The organism is Ruegeria sp. ABM4_193 (assembly GCF_056158705.1).
Genome location: NZ_JBSWTT010000003.1, coordinates 205,611 through 232,540 on the forward strand (window position 1 = coordinate 205,611; position 26,930 = coordinate 232,540).

Here is a 26,930-nt window from a genome sequence, read left to right on the forward strand (position 1 = left end):
TTCACTTCCACAGGAACAGGCCACGCTGGCGATGCTTGGGTAAAACGCACCTCATTTGCTTACCGAGGATTGCTTGATTTTGAATGCCTCAACTGCCGCGGCGGTTTCAGGGCGAATGTTTTCAATCCCCTCGTAAGGGATGCCGAACGCGGGCTTCTCGTCAGGGAATTTTTCCTTCCGGGCTTGGTGACGAGCGAGAATTCGAACGAATTCCTGACCTCCCCAAGCACCGACTTCAGTCGAGACAGGGTACTTTTCGTGAGTGTCGCGATAAATGTCTATGAAGTCTGCCAAAATACCGTTTGTTAGGTCCTTCGGCAGGTTCATTCGGAATTTATCCTTAATGATCGCTCCGGGTTTATCAATGTTATACACGATCAACAAGTCTCGGCGACCTTTGGATTCATCAGCGAACAAAATCGATGCTGACTGATCGACGCCATCTACCAGCCGATCGCGCGGGATGAACCCATCTGCACCAGCAATACGTGACAGTGTCGTATAGAGATCGGAGACGTGTAAGATGTTGTTAACCATTGAATCTGGGCCGATAACACCAGGCCAGCGAATAAAGGCGTCAACTCGAACCCCGCCTTCGGTGGTGTCGCCTTTGCCACCTTTGTAGATCATCGGTGTGAAGCCGGATTGAGGTGAGTATTTGGTGAAATGTCCGTTGTCACCCATGACAACAACGACAGTGTTATTGGCGACGTCCAGATTTTCCATTTCGGCGAAGATTTCCCCGAGGTATTCATCGAGCAACTGGAGCTTATCGGCGTAGAGGCCCCCATTGGGTGACTCTGGCCCAGTTCGTCCAGTACGCGTGTTATGTAGTGGGATCATCGGCCAGTATTGAAGGAAGAATGGTTGCTCACCGGTAGCAAGACGTCTTAGCTCTTCTATCGTTTTGTCTTGATACGCTTGGTTCATCTCATCGTATTTCAATGCGCCCCAACGCTCGCCTGGTTGCATTCGAATCTCCATGATTGGTCCACCTGCCTCGCCTTCGATGACGGTCATCATTGCTGAAGCGTCTGGGCGGAACCACTCGTCGAGCACGTAATCAGGTACAAAATCTCCGATACCGACTGAGACTTGCTCGCGAATGGCATCGTCGTTGAAAATCGTAAGCTGACCTTGTTGGTGGATCGCATGTTGTGCGTAATCGAAACCCTGGTTCATCGCCCAGCTCTCAGCGATGTCACCCATGTGCCATTTACCTACATGGCTGGTGGCAAAGCCAGCTTCTTTAAGAACCTCAGCAAGAGTGACTTCCTTTCCTGGAAGACCGAAGCCGGCTATATCCACAGTCGTGTTGCCCATTCCCATGCGTACTGGAAGACGCCCAGTCATTTGAGCAACCCGTGTCGGAGTACAGGATGGTTCGGTGTACATTCGCACCATCCGCATACCTTCGTCCGAGAATTGATTGATGTTCGGAGTTTCAATGCCTCGTACTGCGTTGAGTTCCGGTATACCCATATCCCCGAAACCAAGATCATCAATCAGGATGGAAACGATATTTGGCGGATTGCCATTATTGCGCTCCCGGAACTCGGAAAGCAGCGCGTCAACCGCAGCATCATCCTCGGCCCATTTTTCGGCGTGTTGGGCTTGCAGTATGTAATACTCGGCGTCGTGAATGATCGGCGCTTCCTGCGCCGTTAACATTTGAGCTGCGATACATATGCTCGCGGATAGACAAACCACTTGTCTCATGTCGCCTCCACTCATTGGCTTTGTTTCGGTTCTGTTTCGGGTTCGGATACTGGAGGCTTCTGAATTTGGGCTGCGTCCAATGTTTCGGTCCCTACGCGGTTGATGTCTGTAGCCGGAAAGAACTCGACCCAGACATGCCAGAACATCCCCGATCTCAGGGTTTCGACACGGCTGAGCTTTCCGTGATTTGAATTGCCGAAGAAATCAATTTTCGTTATCGGAGCGCCGCCATCATTGTACCAGACACCCACACTTTCATAGACCGGGTCATAGGCAACCACGACATCTCGGTCGCCCACATTCGCATTGATCAATCCGTGATGCTCAGCAATGAAGTCATCGGTCCAGCAGACAGCATCATCAGCTATTGTAACGCCCCAAACATAGGTTTTGTTGGGCAACCGGTCATCACTATGGCTCATGTTGTCCATGACCGGCGCTGACTCCTGATGCTGCTTCGCAATCCCCGAGGCGAAAACAGTCTCGGTGAACAAATCGAAGAGCCGCAAGAAAGGGTTTGAAGAGGGTTTGTTCAAAAACACTTCGCCATCTGGATATGCCTTTTGGAAGCCTCGAAAACTCATCCGAAAGGTAGGCCAGGGCTGCATAGCAGATTGATCGGACGGATCATTGTCAAAACGGCCGTAAATCTGTTGAATGGGCTCGCCCGTCGTGTTGTCCCGCAGGATCAGGTTGTTGCCATGCTGGGCCATGACTTCAAGATCAAGCCGTTTGCCATTGATCTGCGGTTTGTAAGCCAGACCCAGATTGGCCATGGCGCAGTATGTCATCACAATATCGTCGCCACCCAGCCCCTCAGAATTTCCTGCCAAATGCGGGCGCATCAACTGCGCATCGGAATGGGCGCGGGCATGTCCGTTGTTTTCGATCACAAGAACGCTTGCCGAAGGGTTTATGAATTGCTTGGCTTCCGAGATCGGGAAGTAACGGGCGCTGTCTTGCTGGTTTCGCAATCCAATATGTACCCAGATCCAGGGGAAAACGAACAGGAAGACTATAAGAAGCGTCACGGCAGGCGCGCCGAGGAAGAACAACCAACCCGGGCCGCCGCCCATCAGATGACCCAACAGCATCAAAGCCAACCCGCCAACACCAACTACGATATAAGTGTTTTCGTTTCGAATGAACCGGATCATATTGTTCCGCTTCACCTTCAACACCATCTGGCTGATATCCCCCAGGTCGCGGAAATACATAAAGCCGATAGACAACGATACGACCAGACCCAAATAAAACAACAAGTTAGCCAGCATTTGGATCACCTTTCCTGCGGTTTGTTAGCCTTCGGAGGAATTTGATTTGGACGCGAGGTAGAGCCGAATTTCGTCCTCAAGCCCCCGAAGGCTATCAGTTAAATCTGTGTAGGTTGGATCGCTGGCATCGCAGGGCAGCAGCGCTGTCAAGCTTTCATAGTCGGCACAGATTTGCGCAAACACTGTATCCGAACTGCGTAGCCGGCCGATTTCGTTCGTTTGTTCCGGAAACACTAATGTCAATGAAACCATGTCGATCCCCAAGGTACCTGATCTCGCTTAGGCCTCAGCGAAAAGGCTATTCCCCCTCCTTTCCAGTTAAGTATCGTCGAAATTCATTTACATATTCAGGTATCTTAACGTATGTTACGTCGTAACATGTTTATTTTCAGATGCTTACGAAAAGCGTGAAAGCGGCTGATGTGGTGACATCTAGGGGGTTACACTCTGAATCGGGCCGTGATCCGATTCCGAAAAACCTGACGGATCCTGAGATCCGGCAGGCATTGGATGCCATATTGAACAGCCCGGAATTTGAAGGGGCTGAGCGGTTACAGTCTTTTCTACGATATGTCGTTGAAACTCTTTTGGCTGGGCACGGGGACAACATCCGGGCCAAGTCGATTGCCGAGGATGTCTACGGCAGATCATTGGGTGGGCGCGGCGATCCAATGGCCGTGGTGCGCGTAGATGCCGGCCGTATGCGGCGGCGACTGGCAAACTATTACTCGAATTCCGGCAAGGATCAGTGTTTGCGCATTCACGTGGATCCCGGAGGATATGTACCCCGGTTTGAGGTGATTTCGGCCAACCATGAAAACGGCACGCCTTGGACACGTCGCAATTGGTTGCGCAGTGCTGCACTGATGGGCGTTCTGCTGTTATGCGCCACCGGATTGTACCTTCAATTTAATCCTCAGCAATCGACGAGCGTCTCAGACCCATCCGAAGCCGCGAGAAAACAACAAGCTGTCCGGGAAGCTCTGTTTTCCACCAATCCCACTAAGCTGCAGGCGATGAATCTGGCTGACGAAGCGCGTCCTTTGATGTTCCCAGTTCTGGATCGTGCCCGATTGCAAGCTGTGAGCGGTATGTTCGAGCGCGCCATTGCGTTGGACAACTCGTATTTTGGCGGATACGCGGGCTCGGCACAATCGTTAGGAATCTTGGCGATCACCACTCCGACCGGAGCAGAGAAGCGCGATTTTCTGGTTCAAGCAGAGGCGCATGCCGATAAAGCCGTAGAACTCGCACCCGGTGAAGGCTGGAGCCACTCGGCGCTGGCTCTTGTCTCTTTTGCCAAGCGCGACTTCGACGCGACGATGGCCCATTCGAACCGTGCGATCCGCCTCGCGCCTGACGATATCCATGTCATCAACTTTGACGCTTTGTTTGCGTTGTTTGGTGGAAATTTTGAACGTGCTACCAGGTCCGCCAAACGCGCGCAAAACTACGACACCACCAATCGCAGATTCCCATATCGAAGCGTGCTGGCATCATCGAGTTTTCATTTGGGAGATTATCAAGGCTGCGTCGACCAATTCAACAGATCGATCAGATTGGGTGACCCGGTCAGTGCCATCTCGATCGGTTATCTTGCCGCAGCCTATCAAAGGTTGGGAGAGCACGACCGGGCAAAGGCAACAATTCTTCTCTTGGATGAGGCTTGGCCCAACTACCCCCTGAGCGCTTTACTTCGGGCCCTGTTCGCCGATCCGTCACATGCCGAAGACATAATCAGCGCCCTGAACGAGATTTAGGCATTGCAAAGGATCGCATGAACAAGCCGCGTTTATGATGCCGCTAAGGGTCAAATTGGAGCGCACGCTGTCTTTGACCATGCGAGCGCCTCAGATGACAAACCGGACCCCAGCGTCTCAACCACGCGCTGGTTATACGCGTTCACCCATTCACGCTCGGCTTCGGTCAGCATCTCGACCAGCAACATGTCCGTTTGAATAGGACACCATGTTAGGTTCGAGAACGTCAGAAAGCCATCATCTTCCTCGACAATTTCAACGAGGTTTTCGATCCGAATTCCAAAACTGTCTTGCTCGTAATACCCAGGTTCCAACGAGAGGATCATGCCCGGCGCCAGATCAACCGGGTTATAGGGCTTGCCAATTCGCTGTGGGTGTTCATGCACGGACAGTCGGTGGCCCACTCCATGACCTGTCCCATGATCGTAGTCCAGCCCGAGGTCCCACAGCGGTCGACGACAGATTGCATCGATGTGATGACCTTGCGTACCGGGCGGAAAGCGCAGGGTCGCTATCGAATGAAACGCCTGGAACACAGCCGTGTAAGCCCGATCATATCCCTGTGGGCGTTTTGGCCCAAAAGCGAAGCTGCGGGTGGCATCGGTGGTGCCAGTCTCGTACTGACCACCGGAATCCAGCAGATATGTGTCACCAGGACGGATCGCCACCTGATTGTCCCCTCGTGTCGAGTAGTGGCACATCGCAGCGTTACCGCCTGCGGCAGATATGGAATTGAAGCTTTGTTCAAGAAAACCGGGTTGGCGTTGACGAAAGCGCAAGATCGCCTCTTCTGCTTCGCGCTCTGTAACAGGCTGGCCCGCTTCACTGCGGCGCGGGACTTCGGCAGCAAGCCAGGCGCAGAACTCGACCCAAGCTATGCCGTCTTGGATATGGCAGGACCGCATCCCCTGCAGCTCTACAGGGTTTTTTACGGCCTTACGGGCAGTTAGGAAACTTGAATGAGGCTGCGCAATACCACCGGCTTGGTCTATGGCCGCGCGCACGGCAACCGGCGAAAACGCGGGATCGAACAAGACACTCTGCCCGGGCTCGACTTGCTTTATTACAGCAGGCAGAAATTCGTCAGGAGCGCGGACTTGAACCGTCTCTGGCAAGAACTGGAGAACATCCGGGTGTAGCTTCGACGCCGCAACAAACCAAAGCACACTGCCGCTTGCGTTCACCAACACAAAGGACTGCGGGATTGGGTTAAAGGCAACATCCGACCCCCGAATGTTCAGCAACCAGGCGATGTTGTCGGGCTGCGTCTCAACCAACAGCTCCGCACCTCTGGTCCGCATCCAGCTTAACAGTTCATCGACTTTCTCGCGTGTCGGCTGGCCTGAAATCTGAACCGGAAAGGATTCTATTTCTCCAACCGGGGGCAATGGTTGGTTCACCCAAATTCTGTCAACCGGGTTATCTTCGACAGTGACCAGCTTGCCCTGCCGAACCTCCTTGGCAAACCGGTCGAATAAGGTTGGCGGAACGTGCATCGGATCAAATCCGACCTGCCAGCCGGGCTGCGCCACACCCGCCAGCCAGTGTTCGGGGGGTTCCTCGAACAAATGGTGGTGTGAGAACAATGGCTTGGGGCATTGGTTCGCCGCCTGAACCACATAGCGCCCATCCACAAACAGCGCGACCGTATCCATGGTGATGATGGCAAGACCTGCCGATCCGGTAAACCCGGTCACGTAAGCAAGCCTTTCATCATGCGGCGCAACATATTCCGCCTGATGCGCATCATATCGCGGCAGAATAAATGCATCCAATTGTCTGGCTTTCATTTCCGCGCGCAAAGCGGCGACGACAGGGGCCTTGTTCGCGTCAGGGGCGTCAAGCATGGGTATTGATCTCTTCAACATGATGGCAGGCAACTTCGCCCTGCTCCTTGAATGGTTGCAGGGTGGGTCGAGTTGCTTTGCAGATTTCGGTGGCGTGGCGGCAGCGCACATGGAACGGGCAACCGGACGGCATATTCAGGGGCGACGGCAGTTCGCCTTCCAGCTTGACCGCCCTGCCCCGATCATCGGGGTTCAGCGATGGGGCCGCTTGCAGTAACGCCTGACTGTAAGGGTGCGCCGGGGCGGAAAACAGCGTCTCGCTGTCTCCGATCTCGACAATCCGGCCCAGATAAATCACCGCAACACGGTTTGAAACGTGACGCACCAAGCGCAGGTCATGGGCGACGAACAGGATCGTCAGCCCCAAAGTCTCCTGCAATTCAAGCAACAGATTGACCACCTGTGCTTGCACCGAAACATCCAGTGCAGAGACCAGTTCATCCGCGATCAGAACCTCGGGCTCGACCGCCAAAGCGCGGGCAATGGCGATACGTTGGCGCTGCCCGCCCGAAAACTCATGCGGCAGCTTGTGCTGTGCATCTTGCGGCAATCGCACCAGCTCCAGCAACTCGGCAACGCGCTCGGGGATGTCCGCTTCTGGGCGCATCTCATGCACGCGCAGCGCTTCGGTCAGGATTTGCCCCGTTGTCATCCTCGGATTCAGAGACGAGTACGGATCCTGAAACATCATCTGAACGCGACGATTATACACCCTGTCCGTACGCTGATCGGCCGCAAAGATATCATGACCATCAAAACGAATTTCACCATCGCTGGGTTTGTAAAGCCGCACGATACAGCGGGCGAGTGTAGACTTGCCGCAACCGGACTCTCCTACGACACCCAGTGTTTCGCCCCGGATCAGATCCAGGCTGACACCGTTCAGTGCGTTCACGACACGACCGGGGCGACCGGTCAGAAAATCGCCTGGGCTGCGCCCTAAAGGAAAGCGCAGATGCAGGTCGCGGATTTCCATCACCGTGGCGCTCATGCGGCATTCCCCTGAGACGTGGCAATCGGATTGAAACAGGCCACCTGCCGCCCTTCGGTGATCAAAGACAAGGCCGGGCGATCCTGACTGCATGGTGAAATACATGACGCGCAGCGCGGGGCAAAAGCACATCCCACAGGCAAAGCGTCCAACCCCGGTGGTACGCCGGGTATGGAGTAAAGAGGTGTGCGTGGCGGCAAATTCTCGGGCACCGAGCGCATCAGACCAACGGTATAGGGATGACGCGGTTCGCGCAGGACATCCCTGACCGGCCCTTGCTCGACGATCCGGCCCGCATACATCACCGCAACTTTGTCGCAAGTCTGCGCCACGACGCCCAGATCATGCGTGACCATCACCACCCCCATATCCAAGTCCTGCGCCAGTTGAAGAATCAGATCGAGGATCTGGGCCTGAATGGTGACGTCCAGCGCCGTGGTTGGCTCATCCGCAAGCAACAATTTAGGGTTCGCTGCCAGCGCAATGGCGATCATCACCCGTTGCCTCATGCCGCCGGAAAACTGGTGCGGGTAGTCCTTCAACCGTTGTGAAGCCGACGGGATACCGACCAGATCCAGCATCTCGATTGCACGATCCCGACGCGCTGCTCGCGACAGGTCGGTATGGGCGCGCAACGTTTCTTCAAGTTGTAGACCAACCGTCAGCAGCGGGTTGAGAGAGGTCATCGGCTCTTGAAAGATCATCGCGATCTCACGCCCCTGAATTTGACGCAGGGCGCGATCTGCCATCCCGACCAGATCGCGCCCTTGCCAACGCACTGTTCCGGTTACATCCCCGTAACGGCGCGCAAGTCCAATGATCGAACGCAACGTGACGCTTTTGCCTGATCCGCTTTCCCCGACCAGCCCCAAGACCTGACCCTGCGCGACAGAAAAGCTCACGTCACGCAAGGCAGGCAAGGCGCTGCCGTTGCGGTAGAAGGTGGTGTTCAGGCCCTCGACCTGCAGGATCGGTGTGTTGTCTTCCATCCCTTACCCCCTCGGCCTCAACAGATCGGCCAACCCGTCGCCCAACAGGGAAAAACCAAGACCGGTCAAAACAATTGCGAGCCCCGGCATCAGGCTCAGCCACCACGCGGTTGAGATAAAATTGCGCCCTTCGGCAATCAGAACGCCCCATTCGGCCTGCGGCGGTTGTGCACCCAACCCCAGATAGCCCAGCGAAGACCCCAGAAGGATCACCAGTGCCATGTCGGTCATCCAATAAACGATCACAGGCGTGATCGCGTTGGGCAGCAAGTGGCGGAAGATGATGCGACGGTCGGAATAGCCCATGACGACCCCGGCGGCCGCATAGTCATTGCCCATCTGAGCGATGACTTCGGCTCGCATCAGACGCGCGTAATACACCCAATAGACCACCGAGATGGCGATATACATATTGACCAATCCCGGCCCCAGCACAGCGACCACCGCGATCACCAGTACCAGAAACGGGAAGGTGATGACTGCATCAACAATCCGGCCAAAGATCATATCGGCGATGCCTCGGTAATAGCCGACCAGTGCGCCGATGATCACACCTGTTACCAGCGCAAACACGGTGCCGAACACAGCCATTTGCAAATTGACCTGATAGGCCCAGATCACCCTCGAAAGGCTGTCTCGGCCCAACAGATCGGTCCCAAACGGGTGCGCCCATGACGGAGGTTGACGGATTGCGTTGTAATCAATCGCATTTGGATCATATGGCGCGAAGACCCCTGGAAAAATCGCCAGCAGGATCGAAAACCCGATGATCAGCATCCCGGCGACAAAACCTGGCTTTCGCAAGGCCATACGCAGGAAAGAAGGGCGGTCAGCGGCGAAGGTCACATCACTCATTGCAGGCGCATCCTTGGATCAAGGCGGCTCTGGAACAGGTCCGTCATTAGAAACACCAGCGAGACCAACACCGCAAAGGTCAGCGTCAGGCCCTGAATCAGCGGATAGTCGCGGGCAAAGATCGCCTCTAGCATCAGCCGCCCCATTCCCGGCACGGCAAACACCGTCTCGGTCACAAGCGTTCCGCTCATTAGGTTGCCGATGGACAGGCCCAGCAGCGTGACGGTCGAAATCAGCGCATTGCGCAACACGTGCCGTCCAAGGATCAGGCGCGACGGCAGGCCCTTGGCGCGGGCGAACTGGACATACTCGGCGTCAAGAACCTCGATAATCGCGCTGCGCAGGTTCCGCATGATGATGGCCGAGGTGTAAAGCGCCACCGTGACCGATGGCAAAAACAGGTGGTACAGTTTTTCTACAAACGTATCCCCGTAGCCGCCGACCGGGAACAGGCGCAGTTGCGCTGCCAAGAACGTCAGCAGAACCAGACCGATATAGAAAACGGGCATCGAAAGGCCGATCTGGAATACAGTGCGGATTACCGCATCCGGCCAACGGCCGCGATTGAGCGCGGCGACAAAGGCCAGCGGCCCGGCAATCAGCAGCGATAGGACCACGGAATATACTGTCAGAAACACTGTTATCGGCAGACGGTCGGCGATCACATCTATCACATCCGTCCGCATCAGGATCGAACGTCCAAGATCGCCCTGCACTGTATTGCTGAGAAACAACCAGAACTGAACCAGCATGGGCTCCGTCAGACCCAGCCGTTCGCGGATCGCCTGAATATCGGCATCCGAGGCGCGGTCACCTGCCATCGCAATGGCCGGATCACCCGGCAGCATACGCACCAACATGAAGATGATGACCATGACCAGAAAGAAGGTCGGCACCATCATCAACAGGCGCTTGAAGATATAGTTCAGGCTGGACACATCCGCGCTCCGACAAAAGGCCCCGCCGCCAGGGTGCGGCGAGGCAAGGGCTTCAGCTCTTACCGGCTGACTGTTGCTTCATCGAAGATGTTATTACCCAAGGGCGTCTGAACATAGCCCTCGACCGATGTTCCAAGCGCCACTGCAAAGGGGGTCTCGTACATAAACAGCAGCGGGGCGGCTTCGGCATAAAGGTCCTGCATCTTGGCGAATTTGGCTTTGCGAGCCTCGGTGTCCATCTCTTTCGCGGCTTCTTCGAACAGAGTGTTGAACTCGGCATTCTCCCAACCCGTGCCAACAGCTTTGGCGGTCGGAGTATATCCCAGCCAACCGACAACCTGGCTTGGGTCGTTTACATCGTTGACCCAGCCATAGGTGTGGATGTCAAACTCACCGGAACGGTTCTTTGCCCCTCGCGTGGCGCCATCGACCTGTTCAACCACCAATTCGATGCCCAAAGGCGCCCACATCTGTTGCAAGGCCGCAAAGATGGTCGCGTCATCCGCAGAGCCTGCCAGCGTTGTCAGCGTAACTTCGGTCCCCGGTTCCAGACCCGCTTCGGCAACCAGCGCCTTGGCCTTGTCCATGTCATAGGAATACAGCGGGCTGAGGTCTGAGGCGTACTGAGTTGCTTTCGCCATCAATGGCGAGCTCATTGGCTGACCCGCGCCATGCAGAACCACACCGATCAAGGCATCCTTGTTGGTGCCATAGTTCAGCGCCTGCCGCACGCGGGCATCTGCCAGCGGGTTCGGCGAGCCGTCAGCGCGCGTTTCGCGCGTGTTGATCGGCGAATAGATGATCCGCGTCGATGGGTAGAGCTGCATACTGATATTTGGATCAGCCTCCAACTCGGCCACACGGCTGAACGGAATAAATTCGGCTGCGTCTACTTCACCAGCCTGCAGGCTCAGAATGCGGGTGGCGTCATCCGGGATGATCTCGAAATGTACACCTTCCAAGTAAGGCAGCGGTTTGCCGTCCGCGCCCATGCGCCAGTAATTCTCATTGGCGCAGAAATCCATCGAGGCCCCTTGTTCAAAACCGCACAGGTAAAATGGGCCGGATCCGACGCCAGCAGATGTCGAGGCAAAGATTGCTGCGGATTTATCCTGATCCGTATCACCTGGTGCTGCGTCAAAGGCCGCTTTGGAGACAATCGCCGTGTTGAACGTTGCCAGCATAGACAGAATGGTTGGGTCTGCATCCGTCAAAGAAATCGTGACCGCATTGCCATCGGCTGACACAGTATCAATTGAACCCAACAGGCCCGCCCAAGGGCTAAGATCCGGGTTCCGCGCCCGGTCCAGAGAGAATACGACATCGCCCCCTGACATGGGTGATCCGTCGGCAAACAGAATGCCCTCTCGCAGGGTCAAAGATACCGTCTTGCCGTCGTCTGAGACAGAAAACGTTTCAGCCAAACCGGGTTCAACAGAGTTTCCATCGGCGCTGCCGCGCAGCAGCGTATCGAACAAGCTGCCAACCATCCAAATGTCAGGATTTCGATCCGCATAGATCGGGTCAATCAATCTTGATCCGTCATATCTGGCGAAATTCAGCGTGCCGCCTCGTTCCTGCGCCAACGCTGGCACCGCCAAAGATGAGGCAACAACCAGTCCAAGTACCGATTTCAAATGCATTCTCTTGTCCTCCCGCAACAGCATCTGCTTCATGCGAGAGGAGAATAACCAATTTTTAATATTACTAAAGTTTTTTTTAGCGATGAAGAAAACTTTTTAAGCGTGCGCATCTTGATTAGAAGTATTGTTGATCGGCGAAGTCGTAACCCAAAGCTCAACCGCTTCGGTCTCACCCAGCACGATTGAATAGTGCAATGTTGAGGTGTCGTGATGAATCACATCGCCCGGCGACAGCGTGAAAACCTGATCACCCAAATGATATTCCAACTGCCCCGACAACAGATAGCAGAAGGCCTCACCAGTATGGCACATGCGTTCAGAAACATGCCCAGCAGGGCGATGAACGATCTGCGGGTGGAACAACGCGCCAGCGAATCCCGGACCCAGTTTTTCATAATAACGCCCACGTGTTCCAAGCGAATAGGACTGGCGGTTATCCCGAGCAACATACTGAGAATACACCTCGGGCACGCTGAGCAATTGTTCGATACTGGTCTGTAAGGCCGCCGCGATCGACATCAGGGATGTCAACGACGGAGAACTTAGCCCACGTTCCACCTGCGACAGAAATCCGGTTGTCAGCTCGGCAGATTGCGCCACCTGATCCAAGGTCTTTCCCATCGCCTTGCGCCGCCTGCGAATGGCCTGCCCCAGCTCAGTCGGCTTACCTTTCTGCTTGGACTTGGCATGCTTGGTCGGGGCTTGCATTCACGATCTCCTGGGCTTCGGAAAGTGCAAGCCATTCAATAGAATTATTCGGCGAAGATCAAAATTTATTTTTATCAGCCTAAAATGTTTAGACTGATAAGGATACCGCGCAGTGTCTCAGGGTGGAGTGGCGCGATCCAAATCATGCCCATGGTTATGGGTGACTGTTTTGTATTTTCCTTGCTACTTCGGCAACCTAACCAGGACGTCAACGGTGCGTGGTGCGGGTCTTTGGCTCTTTTCAGAACTGGAATGATACCTGCACATCGCCGCCATATGACAGGTCGCCCCGAACTAAAGGTGCTCCAAGCAGAATTCGAAATTAAAGTGCTGCGCCAGCCTGTGCGGGCGCAGTCCAGGTGTAACCCTGAGGTAGAACTTATGGCAGCAGATCAGAGACCTTGCTGAAACCCGCCAGATCGTAGGTAAAGGTAATCGGTTCACCGATCCGGTTGACCCCCGCGATCGTCAATTGGTCTCCGGCGCGCATGGCGGACATCCAGTCCGAGGAAACCGTTGAGCGGGCAAAACACCCTTGCGCCTCGCAGGTCAAAAACGCGGGCTGCGCCACTTCGGTGCCATCAACACTGGCCACCAGCCCTTCTGAGAACAACAGTCCAAAAGGAAGGGTTAGCACGGCCTCAACCTCGTCATTTCCAGCCGGTTTCACAAATGCGATCGAGGTCAGGCGTTGATTGTTTTCGGCCAGAACAATGCTTTGTGTCATCTCGCAAACCAACTCGCCCCCACTGACCAAATTGCTGCAATTGACAGACCAAAGCGGTGCCTCGGTTTCCTGAGCGGTCAGCGGCAGCGCCAACCCCATCGAGACGCCCAAGACACAAATCCAAGTTTTCATTCTGATGTTCCTCATGAATTAGAATTGTACTCCAAGGCCAAGTCCGACCTGCAAAGCCTCGGTTGAGTCTCCGAACATATGATCCACGCTCAGATTGATAAAGCGGCTGTCATCCAGTGCGAACAAGCCAAGCCGTGCCGAAATGACCCCATGGCTGTCGCCGACATAGCTGGTATTGGCAAAACCGCCATCTGCAGCGCTGGCCCCGGCGAACCCGGCAGTGACCGATACTGTATCATCGGACGAGAAGATGGCACCCGCCCGCAAACTGGCGCGCAGCTTCTGCTTGCCGCTCAGGACCTGTTCGGTCCCCATTTCCAACGAAGGTGTCAGCGAGTAGATCATGTTGCTGTCGTCTTGCAGGGTGACCCTGGACAACGTGGCTTGACCGTTACTCGTGGTGGCCAGACGTGTTGCGTCAAATGACAACTCGGGGCGCAGGTAAGACGCCCCTCCAGCGAACCTGTGGTCATAGGCAAAGCTCAACCGCAGGTTCTGATGGTTGGTCTTGTGGGTGATCTCACTGACCCCCGACGTGTTCACAACAGTCCCGCCTGGCAGTACACCAACGATCCCACCGGCGCTGAGCGTATCGTAATCCGACCACCCAGCAGACAGCTGGGCTGCGAATTCCCACGCACCAGAATACTTGGTGAGCGACGCGCCAAGATTGAACCGGTCGCCATTTGCAGTATAGGACGACCCGTTGCTCAGGCTCATCCGGTCGTGACCCACGGCAAATCCTGCGTAAAGCTCATCTCCGACCGGAATACGCACACCTGCCGAAAGGTTGGTCGCGTTTATGTCGAGCGCATCGTAGATTCCCGTCTGGTCGCGGTCAAAGAAGGACCTGCCACCCGAGAACCAAATGCAGTTCCGCGGATCATCACCGACCTGATAATCCGTGAAGCGCTCGCAATTGTGTAGTGTGTCTGCAAACACCCGTGTGCCGTAGTAAGCATCCACCAGATCAGACGCATAGTCTGACGTCGACAGCGTGTTGATTGCAGCGATGACCTCAGCCTCGGACTGCATATTGCCGATGAGGGCAAACAACTCGCCCTGTGCCGCCGATCCCTGACCGTAAAGCACTTGGTTGATATAATTACCGATGGCCGTTTGGTTGGCATTCATCCCTTGCGTCGAATAGTCGGGCGCAACCACCAGATCGATGGAACTGCCATCAGATGTCGAACCATTCAAACCTATCGAATAGTCCAGAACCACCGTGTCCTGAATCGTTGTCCCGGCATCCGCTGCGGTGCCATTCGGATTGATGATCACCAAAGGCAAAGCGCGTTCCAGCGTATTCAGCTGTGGTGTCAGCGTACCGCCAATTGTTGCGTTTCCGGTCACATTGACCAGATCGCTTTTACCACCAGATGCACCTGAGGTGAGGAAATACACATCAAACGTCGACGTTGCGCTATTGCCGAAGGCAAGGCTTCCGGTCAGGTCCAGCGTTTGGCTGACATTGCCGTAGAAAGCAAAGTTACTGGCCTGCACAGATGACGTGAACGTTGTGTTCAGCCCCCAGTTGGCACCCAGAACAAACTCGCCGTTCACCTGCATCATACCGGCAGACCCTAGGTCGACCGAATCCAACGCATAGAACGCAGCCCCTTGTTCAACAGTAAGACCATTAGTGCCCGCACCAAGGTTCAGGTTTCCAAGCGCCGCACCCGAAAGTGTCACCTGATCGTTCCCATCCCCGCCATTCAGCAGTTGATTGTTCCCGGCCAACAAAACGCTGTTCGCCGACAGCGACAGCGCGTTGTTCGTGCCCCCGTCAACAACGATCGAAGCAACCGAGCCCGTCTGCCCGGTGCCACCCATGATGACACCATCGAGGCCAAGATTAATGGCACCTGCGCCATCACGCCCCTCGGACTGCGCCAGAACACCGATACCGCCTGCGCCAACCGACATGATATTGCCGCTCAGCGCCATGTCGATGGCCCCACCGGAACCCGCGCCGCCAGCGGAACCACGGAAGACTGAATCCACCATGCCGCCACCGCCGCCCAGAGACTGTGCCAGCACACCAATCGCGTCTTGGCCGGTGGTTACGATGGTCCCGGTCTGCGTGAAATCGATATCGCCGCCATTGCCGCCATTGTTGGTCGACAGACCCACGGTGATCCGGCTTTGCGCCATGTCGGTCGAGACAATACCGCCGCCACCGCCGATGCTCTGAATGACGAAGCCATGAGAGCCTTGGCCGCTTGTGGTCATATCACCGATATTGGTGAAGTTGACATTGCCGCCGTCCCCGGTCGATCCATCCTGCGCGCCCAGGGTCACATCGGTGGCACCAAGCCCCGAGATCACAACCTCGCCACCGCCCGCTCCGATGCTTTGGACCGTTTGACCAAACGCGCGGTCTCCGCTGGTAAAGACATCACCGTCCAGCGACAGGCTGATCGCACCGCCATCGTTGTTGAAGCTGGGATCAGCACCCAGGATCACCGATGCAGCCTTTTCTGTACCGGCCACGCCACTGCCGTTGCTGTTCAGCACCAGCTTACCGCCGCCGCCACCAATCGACTGCACTGTACCCGCCGACGAGAATGCGCCATCTGTGCCAACATCACCCGTACGGTTGCCGGTTACATCTCCACCACTTGCATCGTTGGTGTTGATTGCACCCAGTCGTGCCGTGATGTCGATGGCGTCACCATCCTCGACGTCCATGTTGGTGGACGCGGTTCCGCCGCCGCCGCCGACGCTCTGCACCATCAGGGCCGTCGATCTGTCACGCGTCGTGGCAATGTTGCCGTCATGCGTCTGCGTGACCTGATTGCCCGCCGTACCTGACACATCGTCGCCACCAAGGGCAATGTCGCTGCGCACGACTGAACCTGTCGCGCCAGACGTCCGCGTTGTGAAATTGACCGATGTGTTGGCATTGCCACCACCGCCATTCACCGATTGAGCAAACACAGCCTGCGCACCTTCGCCATTCACCAGAATGTCGCCAGTCGAATTCACGGTAACGGTGCCGACCGAACCGGTTGTTCCTGTACGGGCACCCAAGGCCTGTGAAATGGTGTAATCCAGCGCCGAAACCAGCGGGGACGAGACCGAGTAGCCTGCGTTGCCGCCACCGCCGCCTACGGATTGCGCATAGATGCCAAACCCGTTTTGGGCGTTCACCACAATGGTGCCGGTATGATTGACCGTGACGTCTCCGCCATCGGCACCCGATCCGCCCGAACCACCAATGGCGATCTTGGAGAAAGACTTGCCGGTCATCGTGTTCTTGAGGTCATTCACATCCATGGACACGGCCAGACCGCCGCTGCCGCCGCCGCCACCGACGGATTGCGCCATGACACCGTAAGCCCCTGCGCCATCGACCTGAATATCGCCGCTGTTGGAAACGATTACATTGCCCGCAACGTTACCGCTGCCGCCCGAGCCGCCGATATTCAACTGCGCTGTGGGCGAGCTGTTGTCGCCGGTTTTCAGTCGCAGCGTCCCGGTGATGGAGCTGCCTCCATTTCCGCCGCCACCACCGATGGACTGGGCAAAAATTCCATGCGCACCGGCACCCGTGGTCACGATAGTACCCGCATTGGTCACTGAAACGGTGCTGCCAATACCGCCTGTGCCACCCGAGCCGCCCAGACCAAATTGCAGCGCCCGCCGCGTGCTGGCCTCAGCCCCGCCATAACGGCCGTCGACCGAAATAGTCGAACCGCCAGTGCCGCCGCCGCCGCCAACGGATTGCGCAAAGATACCGTGACTTTCAGCTCCGCTGGTCAGGATCGTACCGTCGACCGTATTTGCAACTGTCACTGTGCTGCCAGCCCCGCCTGTGCCGCCGGTGCCACCAATCAGAATGGCGTTTGTCGTTGCACCGTCCGATGACCGACCCAGGATGATGTTGCGCACCTGTTGAGCGTCTCCGCCACCGCCGCCAACCGACTGTGCATAGATACCAACGGATTTGTCGCCAACAGTCTGGATCAGGTCTCGGTTCGTGACCGACACAGCCGCCGAGGTCGCACCCGTGCCGCCATTGCCCCCAATTGACAGTGTGGCCGTGTTGCCGATGTCTTTGCGCAGGCTGATGATGCGGTTCTCGACCACCCCCCCCATGCCGCCGCCGCCGCCGACGGATTGCGCAAAGATGCCATGAGACATTGTGCCTTGGGTTGTGATGATCCCGTCGCTGTCTACGGATACGGTGTCCGAGGTCATGCCGTCCCCGCCCGTACCTCCGACATTGATTGACGCAGTGGTTCCAACGGTCGACGGGTTTACTACGGCTTTGATGGTATCGAGGTTCGACTGACCCGCCTGAACCATACCGCCGGTGCCGCCCGCGCCGCCAATGGATTGTGCCAGCAACCCGTTTGACCTGTCGCCAAAGGTCGCGACCCGCGCGGTATTGGTGAGGTCAACCTTGCCACCTAAGCCACCGCTGCCGCCGCTGCCGCCGATGGACAGGGCAATCGATGTGCCCTTGCCGGCCGAGTTGCTGGCCTTGCCGCCGGTGCCGCCGCCGCCACCAACGGCTTGGGCAAACACCGCATGGGCATCCGTACCCTGGGTTGAGACCGTACCAGCCACAACAGCCGTGACATCGCCAGCTTCACCGCCTGTGCCTCCTTCAAGCCCAACGGACAGGCTGGCCTTGTTGCCTTTGCTATCACCGGTTTTGGGGGTCCCGATGCTGACCGAGGTCGAGGTCGAGTTTCCGCCTCCGTTACCGATCGATTGCGCAAAAAAGCCATAAGAGCTGTTGCCTTGCGTAGCGATGATTCCGTTCGAGCTTGCATAGACGTTGCCGCCCATTCCACCCGTGCCGCCAACGCGACCGATCTGGATGTTGACGTTGCCGCCATCCACCGAGGTAGAGGCAGAGTTGTAACCGGCGTTGCCGCCCCCGCCGCCAACAGATTGCGCGAACAGACCGTGGGAGTTTGCCCCTTGCGTGGTGATGTCACCGGTATGGCGCAAATCGACAGCACCACCGTCGCCGCCGTTTCCAACACCACCGCCAATCGCCAGACCAAAGCCCTTGTTTGTCGCGTCCGAGGCCAACTCGTAGGTCATTCCCAGGTTCAGAGCCGCGTTACCACCACCGCCACCGATGGATTGCCCAAAAATCCCGTGGCTGCCGTCCTGCTTAGTCAGGACATTGCCGTAATGGTCCACATCAACCATGCCACCATCACCCGCAGTTCCGGCAGACCCGCCAATGGCCACCACAGCCGACACACCCGTTTTATTACCCGAGGAATCCGCCGGGTTCACCTTTCCCTCAAGCTCATCAAGTACCGCATTGTAGTTTGCGATGACTGAGTCATCGACACCTGTGTTTGTGGGCGTTTTGCGGCCACTTGAATCGCCTGTGCCGCCATTGCTCTGACTGCCGGTAGTTTTGCTGATACCCACAACCGCGTTGATCCCGGCGTCACCGCCGCCGCCACCGATGCTGGACGCCTCGATCCCGTGTGATCCGGCCCCATCGGTTGTGATGGTACCCGCTGCCGCTGTCGACGTTCCGCGCGCTACGGTGACATTGCCCGCGTCACCGCCGCCGCCACCAAAGCCACCAATGCCCATCGCGATGGGCGAGCTGTCTTTGGTACCCACGAACGTCGCGTTGATCCCACCGGTACCGCCACCGCCGCCAATGCTTTGCGCAAAGAGGCCACGTGCGTGATAACCGTTTGTCGAGATATTGCCGGTTTGCGTGACAGTTACGTCGCCCGCATCCGCGCCAGTGCCTCCGTGGCCGCCAAGGCCGCCAACGATGCTGAGATCGGTCTTGCCGCTGGAATTGTTGGAATCGCCGTAGTTAAGTTGACCGGTCACGTTCAGCGCGCCGTTACCGCCGCCGCCCGCAATGGATTGCGCCAGAACACCGTGCTTCCAGTTGCCCGCAACCGAAACCGCGCCCGCATGATCCACCGCCACATTACCCGAGATATTGCCGTTGCCGCCAAAGCCGCCAACACCAAATGTGACCGAGGGGATCTTGCCGTCTTTGCTCAGCGCGATACCGCCCGAGACGTTCAACCCGCCATTGCCGCCGCCGCCGCCGATGGACTGCGCCAGCAGACCAGCCGACCCGTCTGTATCCTGCTTTTCTTCATTGAAGACACCCATGTCGATAAACAGACGCTCAAGCCCGAAAGTTGAGGTCAGTTCCTGAGTTTGATCGACAATCGTGTTGCCCAGGAAATCGCGCAGCTTGTCCTCAAACGTCGTTGTGTTGGGGATCGAGATGTCATCAGGGTTTGTCGTGACCGTGATGTTTGCCTGCGACGTGACAGTAACGTCACCCGCTTTGCCGCCATTGCCCGCGAACCCGCCGACACCCACGATCAGGGAACTGTCTGAAACGATCCCGCCCGAAACGTTCATGCCACCATTGCCGCCACCGCCGCCAATGGATTGTGACAGCAGACCGGACTGCCCTGTACCATGCGCCCGGATCGTGCTGCCTGCGCCGATATCAACCGAGACGTTCCCAGCGTCGCCGCCGCCGCCGCCAAAACCGCCAACCCCGACAACAACTGCGTAGGACTTGCTTTGATCGGTCAGACCCGCGCCGGGTTTGCCGCTAATCGCCAAACCGCCGGATACATTTATCCCGCCATTGCCACCACTGCCGCCAAGCGATTGCGCAACGATGCCGCTGGCTCCTTTGCTTTGATCAATTGTCAAAGTACCGTTCGACATGACCATTGGCACCGCCTGAACATTGCCGGTGTAATCCAGATCGACGGATTGCGCGTTACCGCCCGCGCCACCAAAACCGCCAACACCTGCGGCAACGGAAAAGATCGTGTTCGAGCCCGATGGCTTGGTCAGCGACAGCGTCCCCGAGATATTCGTGCCACCGGTTCCGCCACCGCCACCAACGCTTTGCGCAAACAGACCATGCGAGCCGTCTCCGGCCGTGACGACATCGCTTTGCACATCCAGTTTCACTGTGCCTGCGTCTCCGCCGCCGCCGCCGAAACCGCCGAGGCCCAGACCCACAGCCGCACCGGATTTGCCAGACAAGCTTACCGCGCCGGAAACATTCAGACCGCCATTGCCGCCGCCGCCACCAACGGATTGCGCCATAACACCAATACTGTCCACACCGGTCGTAACAATCGAACTTGCCCCGCTGCTGCCTGAACTGGACCGCAGGGTGCTGATCACATCTCCGGCATTCCCAGCACCACCGCCAAAGCCGCCAACGCCAAGGCTGATCCCACCCCCGTTCTGTTGGCTAATGCTCACAGATGCCGAGATATTGGTGCCGCCATTGCCACCGCCACCGCCAAGGCTTTGGGTCAAAACACCAGTGCTACGGTCGCCGTCAGTGCGCACGCCGCCCGTGACAGTCGATTGGGTCAGTGCCCCTGCGTCTGCTCCGCCACCGCCGAAGCCACCCACGCCGATACCCACGGCCGCGTTGGTCGACCGGGACAGGGACAGCGCGGATGAAATGTTTACACCACCATTGCCGCCGCCGCCGCCAAGGCTCTGCGTCAGGATCCCGACTGAGTCATCCCCAGCTGTTATCACATTGCCCGTGACCTGCTGCGTGACATTGTCCGCCGCACCGCCGCTGCCGCCAAATCCGCCAACGCCAACACCAAGGCCGCCCGAATAGTTGCTGGCCACTGAAATCGCACCAGAAACGTTGGTTGCGCCGTTGCCGCCGCCGCCGCCAAGGCTCTGGGCGATGACACCCGCAGACCGTGTGCCAGAGGTGCTGATGTTTCCCGTAACCGTGCTGTTAATGGTGCCACTCGTTCCGCCGCTGCCCCCAAAGCCGCCAACGCCGATGCCTGCAGCACCGGAACCTGTACGCGCAATGCTAAGCGCGCCCGAGATATTGACGCCACCGTTGCCGCCACCGCCGCCAACGGATTGCACCAAAACGCCGGTCGACGTGTCGCCTATCGTTGTCACATCGCCTGTGACCGTACCGGTTGCAGCATTGGCATTTCCGCCACTGCCACCGGACCCGCCAATGCCGACACCGACAGCGCCGCCGCCTGTGCCCGAGAGGTTGACAGCCGCGGAGACGTTCAGCCCGCCGTTGCCGCCTCCACCAGCAGCAGATTGCACCAGAACACCGCCCGAGTTGTTGCCCGCCGTATTCACGTTGCCCACAACAGTGCCCGTAGCAGTGTTGGCATCACCACCGCTTCCACCGCTGCCGCCAAGCCCTACGGATGCACCCCCGCTTCCCTTTCCGGCGACGGTCACTGTCGCTGAGACGTTCATGCCGCCATTGCCACCGCCACCGCCAAGGCTTTGCGCGATGAACCCTCCGGAATCATTGCCTTGGGTCGAGACGTCGCCCGTCAGCGTTGCCTGTACCGTTCCGCCATCGCCGCCAGTGCCGGACGCGCCGCCCAGACCAACAGATGCACCACCCGAACCCGTTCCAGCCGCAGCCACCGCGACCGAGACATTCATGCCGCCATTGCCGCCACCGCCGCCAACGGATTGAGCCAATAACCCGGAAGAGGTTTCGCCTAACGTAACAAGGTCACCAGTGACGTCAGCCGTTACCGACGAAGCGTTGCCGCCACCGGTTCCGCGACCACCCAAACCAACTGCAGCCGCGCCAGAACCGGTACCTGCGCCACCTACAGAAGCCGAGACATTGAACCCGCCGTTGCCACCACCGCCACCAATGGATTGCGCGACTACTGCACTTGATTGGTTGCCTTCGGTGCGCACGCTGTTGGCAACAGTCAGCCCGACAATGCCACCGCTGCCACCGCTGCCGCCGGACCCGCCCAAGCCAACGCTGATCGCGCCTGCACCGGTGCCAGCCCCGGCCAGTGCCGGTGATACGTTAAAGCCGCCATTGCCACCGCCGCCACCAACGGATTGCGCTAGGATACCCACAGACGCAGAGCCGATGGTCACCACGTTTTCAGTGGTACTGGCCGTGACCGTACTGCCGTCACCACCACCCGCGCCAGAGCCCCCAAGACCAACCGAGATCGACCCCGCGCCGGTGCCAGCGCCTGAGACGGTTGGAGAAACGTTAAAACCGCCGTTGCCGCCGCCGCCGCCAATGGATTGCGCAACAAACCCGCTGGACGCGAAACCTTTGGTCAAAATGGTGCCGTTGGACGTCAAAGTGACTGCACCACCATTGCCGCCGGTATCACCCGATCCACCCAGACCGACGCTGACCGCGCCACTGGCTGTTCCCGCGCCTGACAGAACAGGGGCCACGTTGAACCCGCCGTTGCCGCCACCGCCCCCGATGGATTGTGCGACGACACCTGAAGATTGATCTCCGCGCGTTTCAACAGCGTTGTTTGAGGTGGCTTTGACGGTGCTGCCGTCGCCTCCACCACCACCATTTCCACCCAAGCCGACAGACACACCACCGCCAGCGGTGCCCGATCCCTGGATTGACGCACTGACGTTGAAGCCGCCATTGCCGCCGCCGCCGCCGATAGACTGCGCCAGAATGGCCGTTGATCCGTTGCCCCGCGTCAATACCGTGCCACCGGACGTCAAAGTAACTGCGCCACCGTTGCCACCGCCACTGCCGGTACCACCCAAGCCAACGCTCACCGCGCCTGACCCGACGCCCGCACCCGCCCCGGTACCCGAAACGTTGAAGCCGCCGTTGCCACCACCGCCGCCGATCGATTGCGCGACTACGCCCGAGGAACGATCCCCAGTCGTTTCTATTGAGTTGGTTGTGGTCAGGGTGACAGTGCCACCGATCGCACCAGTGCCACCATCACCGCCCAAACCAACGCTTACCGCGCCACTGCCCACACCTGCACCTGCCAGCGACGCACTGACGTTGAAACCACCGTTGCCACCGCCGCCACCGACCGACTGTGCTAGGACCGCAGTAGAATCCATGCCGCTTGTGCGGACTGTACCCGTGACTTGCCCGGTGACTGTCTTCCCGACACCACCACCAGCGCCGCCGCCGCCCAGGCCAACGGAAACGGCACCGCCGCCGGCACCAGCCCCCGCTATTCCAGCTGTGACGTTGAAACCGCCATTGCCGCCACCGCCACCAATGGACTGAAACACCACACCACTTGACGCATCAGCCAGTGTTGTAACGTTTCCTGCAACCTGACCTTCAACGATGCCGCCATCGCCGCCCGAAGCACCATTGCCCCCCAGCCCGACTCCAATCGTACCAGCTCCGGCGCCCGCTGCGGCGACACCTGCGGTGACGTTGAAACCACCGTTACCACCACCGCCGCCAATGGATTGCACCACCACACCCGTCGAACGCAGACCCTCGGTTCGGACATCTCCGTTGACACGGACACCTGAAACAGTGCCTCCGTTGCCCCCGTTGCCACCTGAACCTCCCAAACCGACGTTGACCGTTCCCGCGCCTGCGCCGCCTGCAGCCAAACCTGCCGCGACGCTGAATCCACCGTTGCCGCCACCGCCACCGATGGACTGAACAACAACCGCCCCGGAATCGTTTCCACGCGTTGTAACATTTGCACCAACCTGCGCGGTCACAGTGCCACCGATACCGCCACCGCCGGATTTACCACCCAGGCCGACATTCACGGACCCGGCAGCCGCGCCGCCGATATTAGCGCTGGCCCCGATGCTGTAGCCGCCATTACCACCGCCGCCACCGACGGATTGCGCAACAACGCCGCTGGAAAACGCGCCGCTGGTCTCGATGGATGAGCCACCCGCGACCAAAGTGACCTTGCCCCCCGTCCCGGCCCCGCCGCCATTGCCACCGACACTGACATTAACCCCAGCAGATGCTCCACCGCTGGCGCTGATCCCGGCGGCGATGCTACCGCCGCCGTTGCCGCCGCCGCCACCGACGGATTGCGCAATAATCGCGCTTGAGTTTGTGCCGGTCGTCGTCACATCCGCATTGGTCGAGACCTGTACGATCCCACCATTCCCAGCGCTGCCAGCCTGACCACCGATTCCGACCGAGACGTTGCCGGAAAACAGCGCCGAGGCACCGCCGGTTGCGGCAACAGCCAAACCGCCATTACCGCCACCCCCGCCGACAGACTGGAACAGCATGCCGGTTGACCGGTTCCCTGTTGTGACAACCGTGCCTTCGAAACCGGCGGCAACGGCTGCGCCACTGCTGTCAAACTGACCAACCGTGACGTTACCGCCTTTGCCACCTGTACTGCCGTCACCTCCAACGCCAACTGCCAAAGAGCCAGAAACCGGACCGCCGGAGACCGCAACCGAAACGGCATACCCGCCATTGCCGCCGCCACCGCCAACGGACTGCAACATGATGCCGGTTGAATCGTCTCCTCCGGTTTGCACCGAAGCCGAACCGCCGCCAGCAAGCGTTACATTGCCCCCGTCTCCACCACTGCCTGCCGATCCGCCGACGGAAACTGAGGCTGCGCCAAAAGCGCCTACAGCAACCGAAACAGCCCCGCCGCCGTTGCCGCCACCGCCACCAACAGATTGCGCAAAAACGCCTGTGGATCGCGCGCCCGACGTCTGGATCGCCGAAGGCTGACTGCTGTCTGTATTGGATAAAGTAACGTTGACGTCACCACCTTTGCCACCAGCTCCGCCATCGCCGCCGATTGCGACGCCCACAAAGGCCCCAACAGACCCGGACGAACCGCCATTACCGCCGCCACCGCCGATAGACTGGGCTAAAATGCCCATCGCATCGTCGCCGCCAGTGGTGATGATTCCATCGTTTACAATGGTCACGGTCGAACCGCTGCCGCCGCCGCTGCCGTTGCCGCCAACAGACACCATGCCGCCGGACGATCCCCCGTCACCGCCACCGCCGCCAATGGATTGAGCGATGATGCCACGCGCGCCATCCCCCTGGGTCACAATGCGCCCATAGTTGCTGACGCTAACCGCCGCACCTGTACCGCCACGAGACCCACCGCCGCCGATGGCAACTAAACCAAAGGAATTTGCACCGGTACCACCACTGCCACCTATTGACTGCGCCATCACCCCGTCAGCTCCGTCCCCAAGGGTCAGTATGCTTCCCAACCCCTGCACAAACACACTGACGGCGCTACCGCTGCCACCATTTGATCCCACACCACCCAACGACAGAGAAACGAGGCCCCCGGCAGTTCCACCGGAACCGCCCCCGCCGCCGATGGATTGGGCAACGATCCCTCGAGAGAAACTGCCCCGCGTTTCGATGGTTCCACCATGCGAGACCGACACCTGCCCGCCGTTGCCGCCGTTATCTGCGCTACCTATCAGAGAAACAAGAAGGTTGCCGCTGGTTCCGGTAGAGCCACCAGACCCACCGACGGACTGAGCAAGAATCCCGTTGGCAAAATTGCCGGTGGTCAGAATAGTGCCGGTGGACGCCGTGTTGACCACCACGTTGCCACCGCTGCCGCCGTAGCCGCCGCTGCCGGAGGATCCGACCAATCCCCATTGCGAACCGCCATTACCACCGTTGTTTGACACACTCAGCGCATAGATACCGTCAGCATAGTCACCGCTGGTCGAAATCGATCCAGCCTGGGTCACCGTCACGTTACCACCATCGGCCGAGTGGCCGCCGGTGCCGCCACCCGGTGCCGCAAAACCACTGCCGCCGTTCCCAGCCTGGCCGCTGCGGCTGAACGCAAAGATCCCCTCGTTGTTAGCGCCCGATGTCTGGATCGTGCTGCTGGCCGTTTGCGTTGCGTTTACCGTGCCGCCCTTACCTCCGTCACCGCCATCGCGCCCGTCCCAAAAGCTTAGATAGGAATCCCCGCCGTCGCCGCCGTCGCCGCCAACACTGCCAATCTCCCATCCGACATTGCTGGTGGCATTCACATCGCTGCTAAGCGACTGGGTCTGAGTCGGGCCCGTGCTGCCGTTTCCACCAGAGCTCGGCGGAACCACCAATGCACCGTCCCGCCCATTGCTGCCATCCTGCCCATAGACAACCTGACTCACCCCATTAGGGCCTGAGACGTTGACAGGTGGTGTCACCGTCCCCGGCGTACCCGAGCTGTTGAAGTCGCTGTTGTACTGAGACAGCGTCAACTGTGTCGACAAACTTGCCGTACCGGTCGCTCCACCGCCGCTGATTTGAGCAGTCGTTCCAGTAATAGAGACAATACTGAAGGCAAGCGGAGGATTGTCCGAATTGTAGATTGTGTCGCCTGCGCTCTTGACCAGAAAAACGTAGCCGTCTGCGGTTTCAACGAAGGCTGTTGTACCCGCCGTTGGCGTGGATGCGGGGTCTACGATCAGTGCGCTAACTGTTGTATCCTGACCCGTCACCGGGTTTTTGACGGTATCACCAACCTTCGAGGCCGCCGTCGGCGCAGCGAGCAAAGGATTTGAAATCAGAGCTAAAAACGAAACAGTAACCAGCAAATTTGATTTCTTGATCACTCCGGA

Annotated in this window: 12 protein-coding genes; 1 reads left to right on the top strand and 11 read right to left on the bottom strand. The window is 58.2% G+C overall.

Annotated features, from left to right (window positions below; translation table 11 throughout):
* Positions 1–51: 51 nt before the first annotated feature.
* Together ACXADZ_RS19300 and ACXADZ_RS19305 are read right to left on the bottom strand one after the other, a co-directional pair.
* On the bottom strand, positions 52–1,719 hold the full coding sequence (locus ACXADZ_RS19300) for a sulfatase-like hydrolase/transferase (RefSeq protein ID WP_475199010.1): 1,668 nt from the start codon (positions 1,717–1,719) through the stop codon (positions 52–54).
* An 11-nt stretch (positions 1,720–1,730) separates the two neighbouring features.
* The gene (locus ACXADZ_RS19305) at positions 1,731–2,993 is read right to left on the bottom strand and encodes a DUF3179 domain-containing (seleno)protein (protein WP_475199012.1); all 1,263 of its coding nucleotides are present in this window, start codon (positions 2,991–2,993) and stop codon (positions 1,731–1,733) included.
* A 392-nt stretch (positions 2,994–3,385) separates the two neighbouring features.
* On the opposite strand from ACXADZ_RS19305, the gene ACXADZ_RS19310 reads away from it, so the two are divergent.
* Positions 3,386–4,753 carry a tetratricopeptide repeat protein gene (locus ACXADZ_RS19310; protein WP_475199013.1) on the top strand — a complete coding sequence of 456 codons (1,368 nt, stop codon included), beginning with the start codon at positions 3,386–3,388 and terminating at the stop codon, positions 4,751–4,753.
* Between the two features lie 50 nt (positions 4,754–4,803).
* Here ACXADZ_RS19310 and ACXADZ_RS19315 read toward each other — a convergent pair whose 3' ends face one another.
* The 9 genes from ACXADZ_RS19315 to ACXADZ_RS19355 all read right to left on the bottom strand — a co-directional run bounded on the left by ACXADZ_RS19315 (position 4,804) and on the right by ACXADZ_RS19355 (position 26,924).
* A complete protein-coding gene (locus ACXADZ_RS19315) occupies positions 4,804–6,600 on the bottom strand; it encodes an aminopeptidase P family protein (RefSeq protein ID WP_475199015.1) in 1,797 nt (598 codons plus the stop codon).
* A complete protein-coding gene (locus ACXADZ_RS19320; protein ID WP_475199017.1) occupies positions 6,593–7,591 on the bottom strand; it encodes an ABC transporter ATP-binding protein in 999 nt (332 codons plus the stop codon). The genes ACXADZ_RS19315 and ACXADZ_RS19320 overlap by 8 nt, the downstream gene beginning before the upstream one ends.
* On the bottom strand, positions 7,588–8,580 hold the full coding sequence (locus tag ACXADZ_RS19325; protein ID WP_475199018.1) for an ABC transporter ATP-binding protein: 993 nt from the start codon (positions 8,578–8,580) through the stop codon (positions 7,588–7,590). The genes ACXADZ_RS19320 and ACXADZ_RS19325 overlap by 4 nt, the downstream gene beginning before the upstream one ends.
* Before the next feature lie 3 nt (positions 8,581–8,583).
* Entirely contained in the window at positions 8,584–9,435 is an 852-nt protein-coding gene (locus ACXADZ_RS19330) for an ABC transporter permease (RefSeq protein ID WP_475199019.1), read from the bottom strand.
* Positions 9,432–10,373, bottom strand: coding sequence for an ABC transporter permease (locus ACXADZ_RS19335; RefSeq protein ID WP_475199021.1), 942 nt, complete (start codon positions 10,371–10,373; stop codon positions 9,432–9,434). The genes ACXADZ_RS19330 and ACXADZ_RS19335 overlap by 4 nt, the downstream gene beginning before the upstream one ends.
* Positions 10,374–10,432: 59 nt before the next feature.
* Positions 10,433–12,016: an ABC transporter substrate-binding protein gene (locus tag ACXADZ_RS19340; protein WP_475199023.1), complete on the bottom strand. Its 1,584-nt coding sequence runs from the start codon at positions 12,014–12,016 to the stop codon at positions 10,433–10,435.
* 96 nt (positions 12,017–12,112) lie between these two features.
* Positions 12,113–12,724, bottom strand: a complete 612-nt coding sequence (locus ACXADZ_RS19345; protein WP_475199025.1) for a helix-turn-helix domain-containing protein — start codon at positions 12,722–12,724, stop codon at positions 12,113–12,115.
* Between the two features lie 379 nt (positions 12,725–13,103).
* A complete protein-coding gene (locus ACXADZ_RS19350; RefSeq protein WP_171672475.1) occupies positions 13,104–13,583 on the bottom strand; it encodes an invasion associated locus B family protein in 480 nt (159 codons plus the stop codon).
* Between the two features lie 18 nt (positions 13,584–13,601).
* Positions 13,602–26,924: a hypothetical protein gene (locus tag ACXADZ_RS19355; RefSeq protein WP_475199027.1), complete on the bottom strand. Its 13,323-nt coding sequence runs from the start codon at positions 26,922–26,924 to the stop codon at positions 13,602–13,604.
* Between the last annotated feature and the right edge of the window lie 6 nt (positions 26,925–26,930).

What these genes read in the sequence shown, in the direction of transcription:
- ACXADZ_RS19300 (WP_475199010.1), bottom strand. Translation starts at nt 1,719, where the DNA reads ATGAGACAAGTGGTTTGTCTATCCGCGAGCATATGTATCGCAGCTCAA.
- ACXADZ_RS19305 (WP_475199012.1), bottom strand. Translation starts at nt 2,993, where the DNA reads ATGCTGGCTAACTTGTTGTTTTATTTGGGTCTGGTCGTATCGTTGTCT.
- ACXADZ_RS19310 (WP_475199013.1), top strand. Translation starts at nt 3,386, where the DNA reads ATGCTTACGAAAAGCGTGAAAGCGGCTGATGTGGTGACATCTAGGGGG.
- ACXADZ_RS19315 (WP_475199015.1), bottom strand. Translation starts at nt 6,600, where the DNA reads ATGCTTGACGCCCCTGACGCGAACAAGGCCCCTGTCGTCGCCGCTTTG.
- ACXADZ_RS19320 (WP_475199017.1), bottom strand. Translation starts at nt 7,591, where the DNA reads ATGAGCGCCACGGTGATGGAAATCCGCGACCTGCATCTGCGCTTTCCT.
- ACXADZ_RS19325 (WP_475199018.1), bottom strand. Translation starts at nt 8,580, where the DNA reads ATGGAAGACAACACACCGATCCTGCAGGTCGAGGGCCTGAACACCACC.
- ACXADZ_RS19330 (WP_475199019.1), bottom strand. Translation starts at nt 9,435, where the DNA reads ATGAGTGATGTGACCTTCGCCGCTGACCGCCCTTCTTTCCTGCGTATG.
- ACXADZ_RS19340 (WP_475199023.1), bottom strand. Translation starts at nt 12,016, where the DNA reads ATGCATTTGAAATCGGTACTTGGACTGGTTGTTGCCTCATCTTTGGCG.
- ACXADZ_RS19345 (WP_475199025.1), bottom strand. Translation starts at nt 12,724, where the DNA reads ATGCAAGCCCCGACCAAGCATGCCAAGTCCAAGCAGAAAGGTAAGCCG.
- ACXADZ_RS19350 (WP_171672475.1), bottom strand. Translation starts at nt 13,583, where the DNA reads ATGAAAACTTGGATTTGTGTCTTGGGCGTCTCGATGGGGTTGGCGCTG.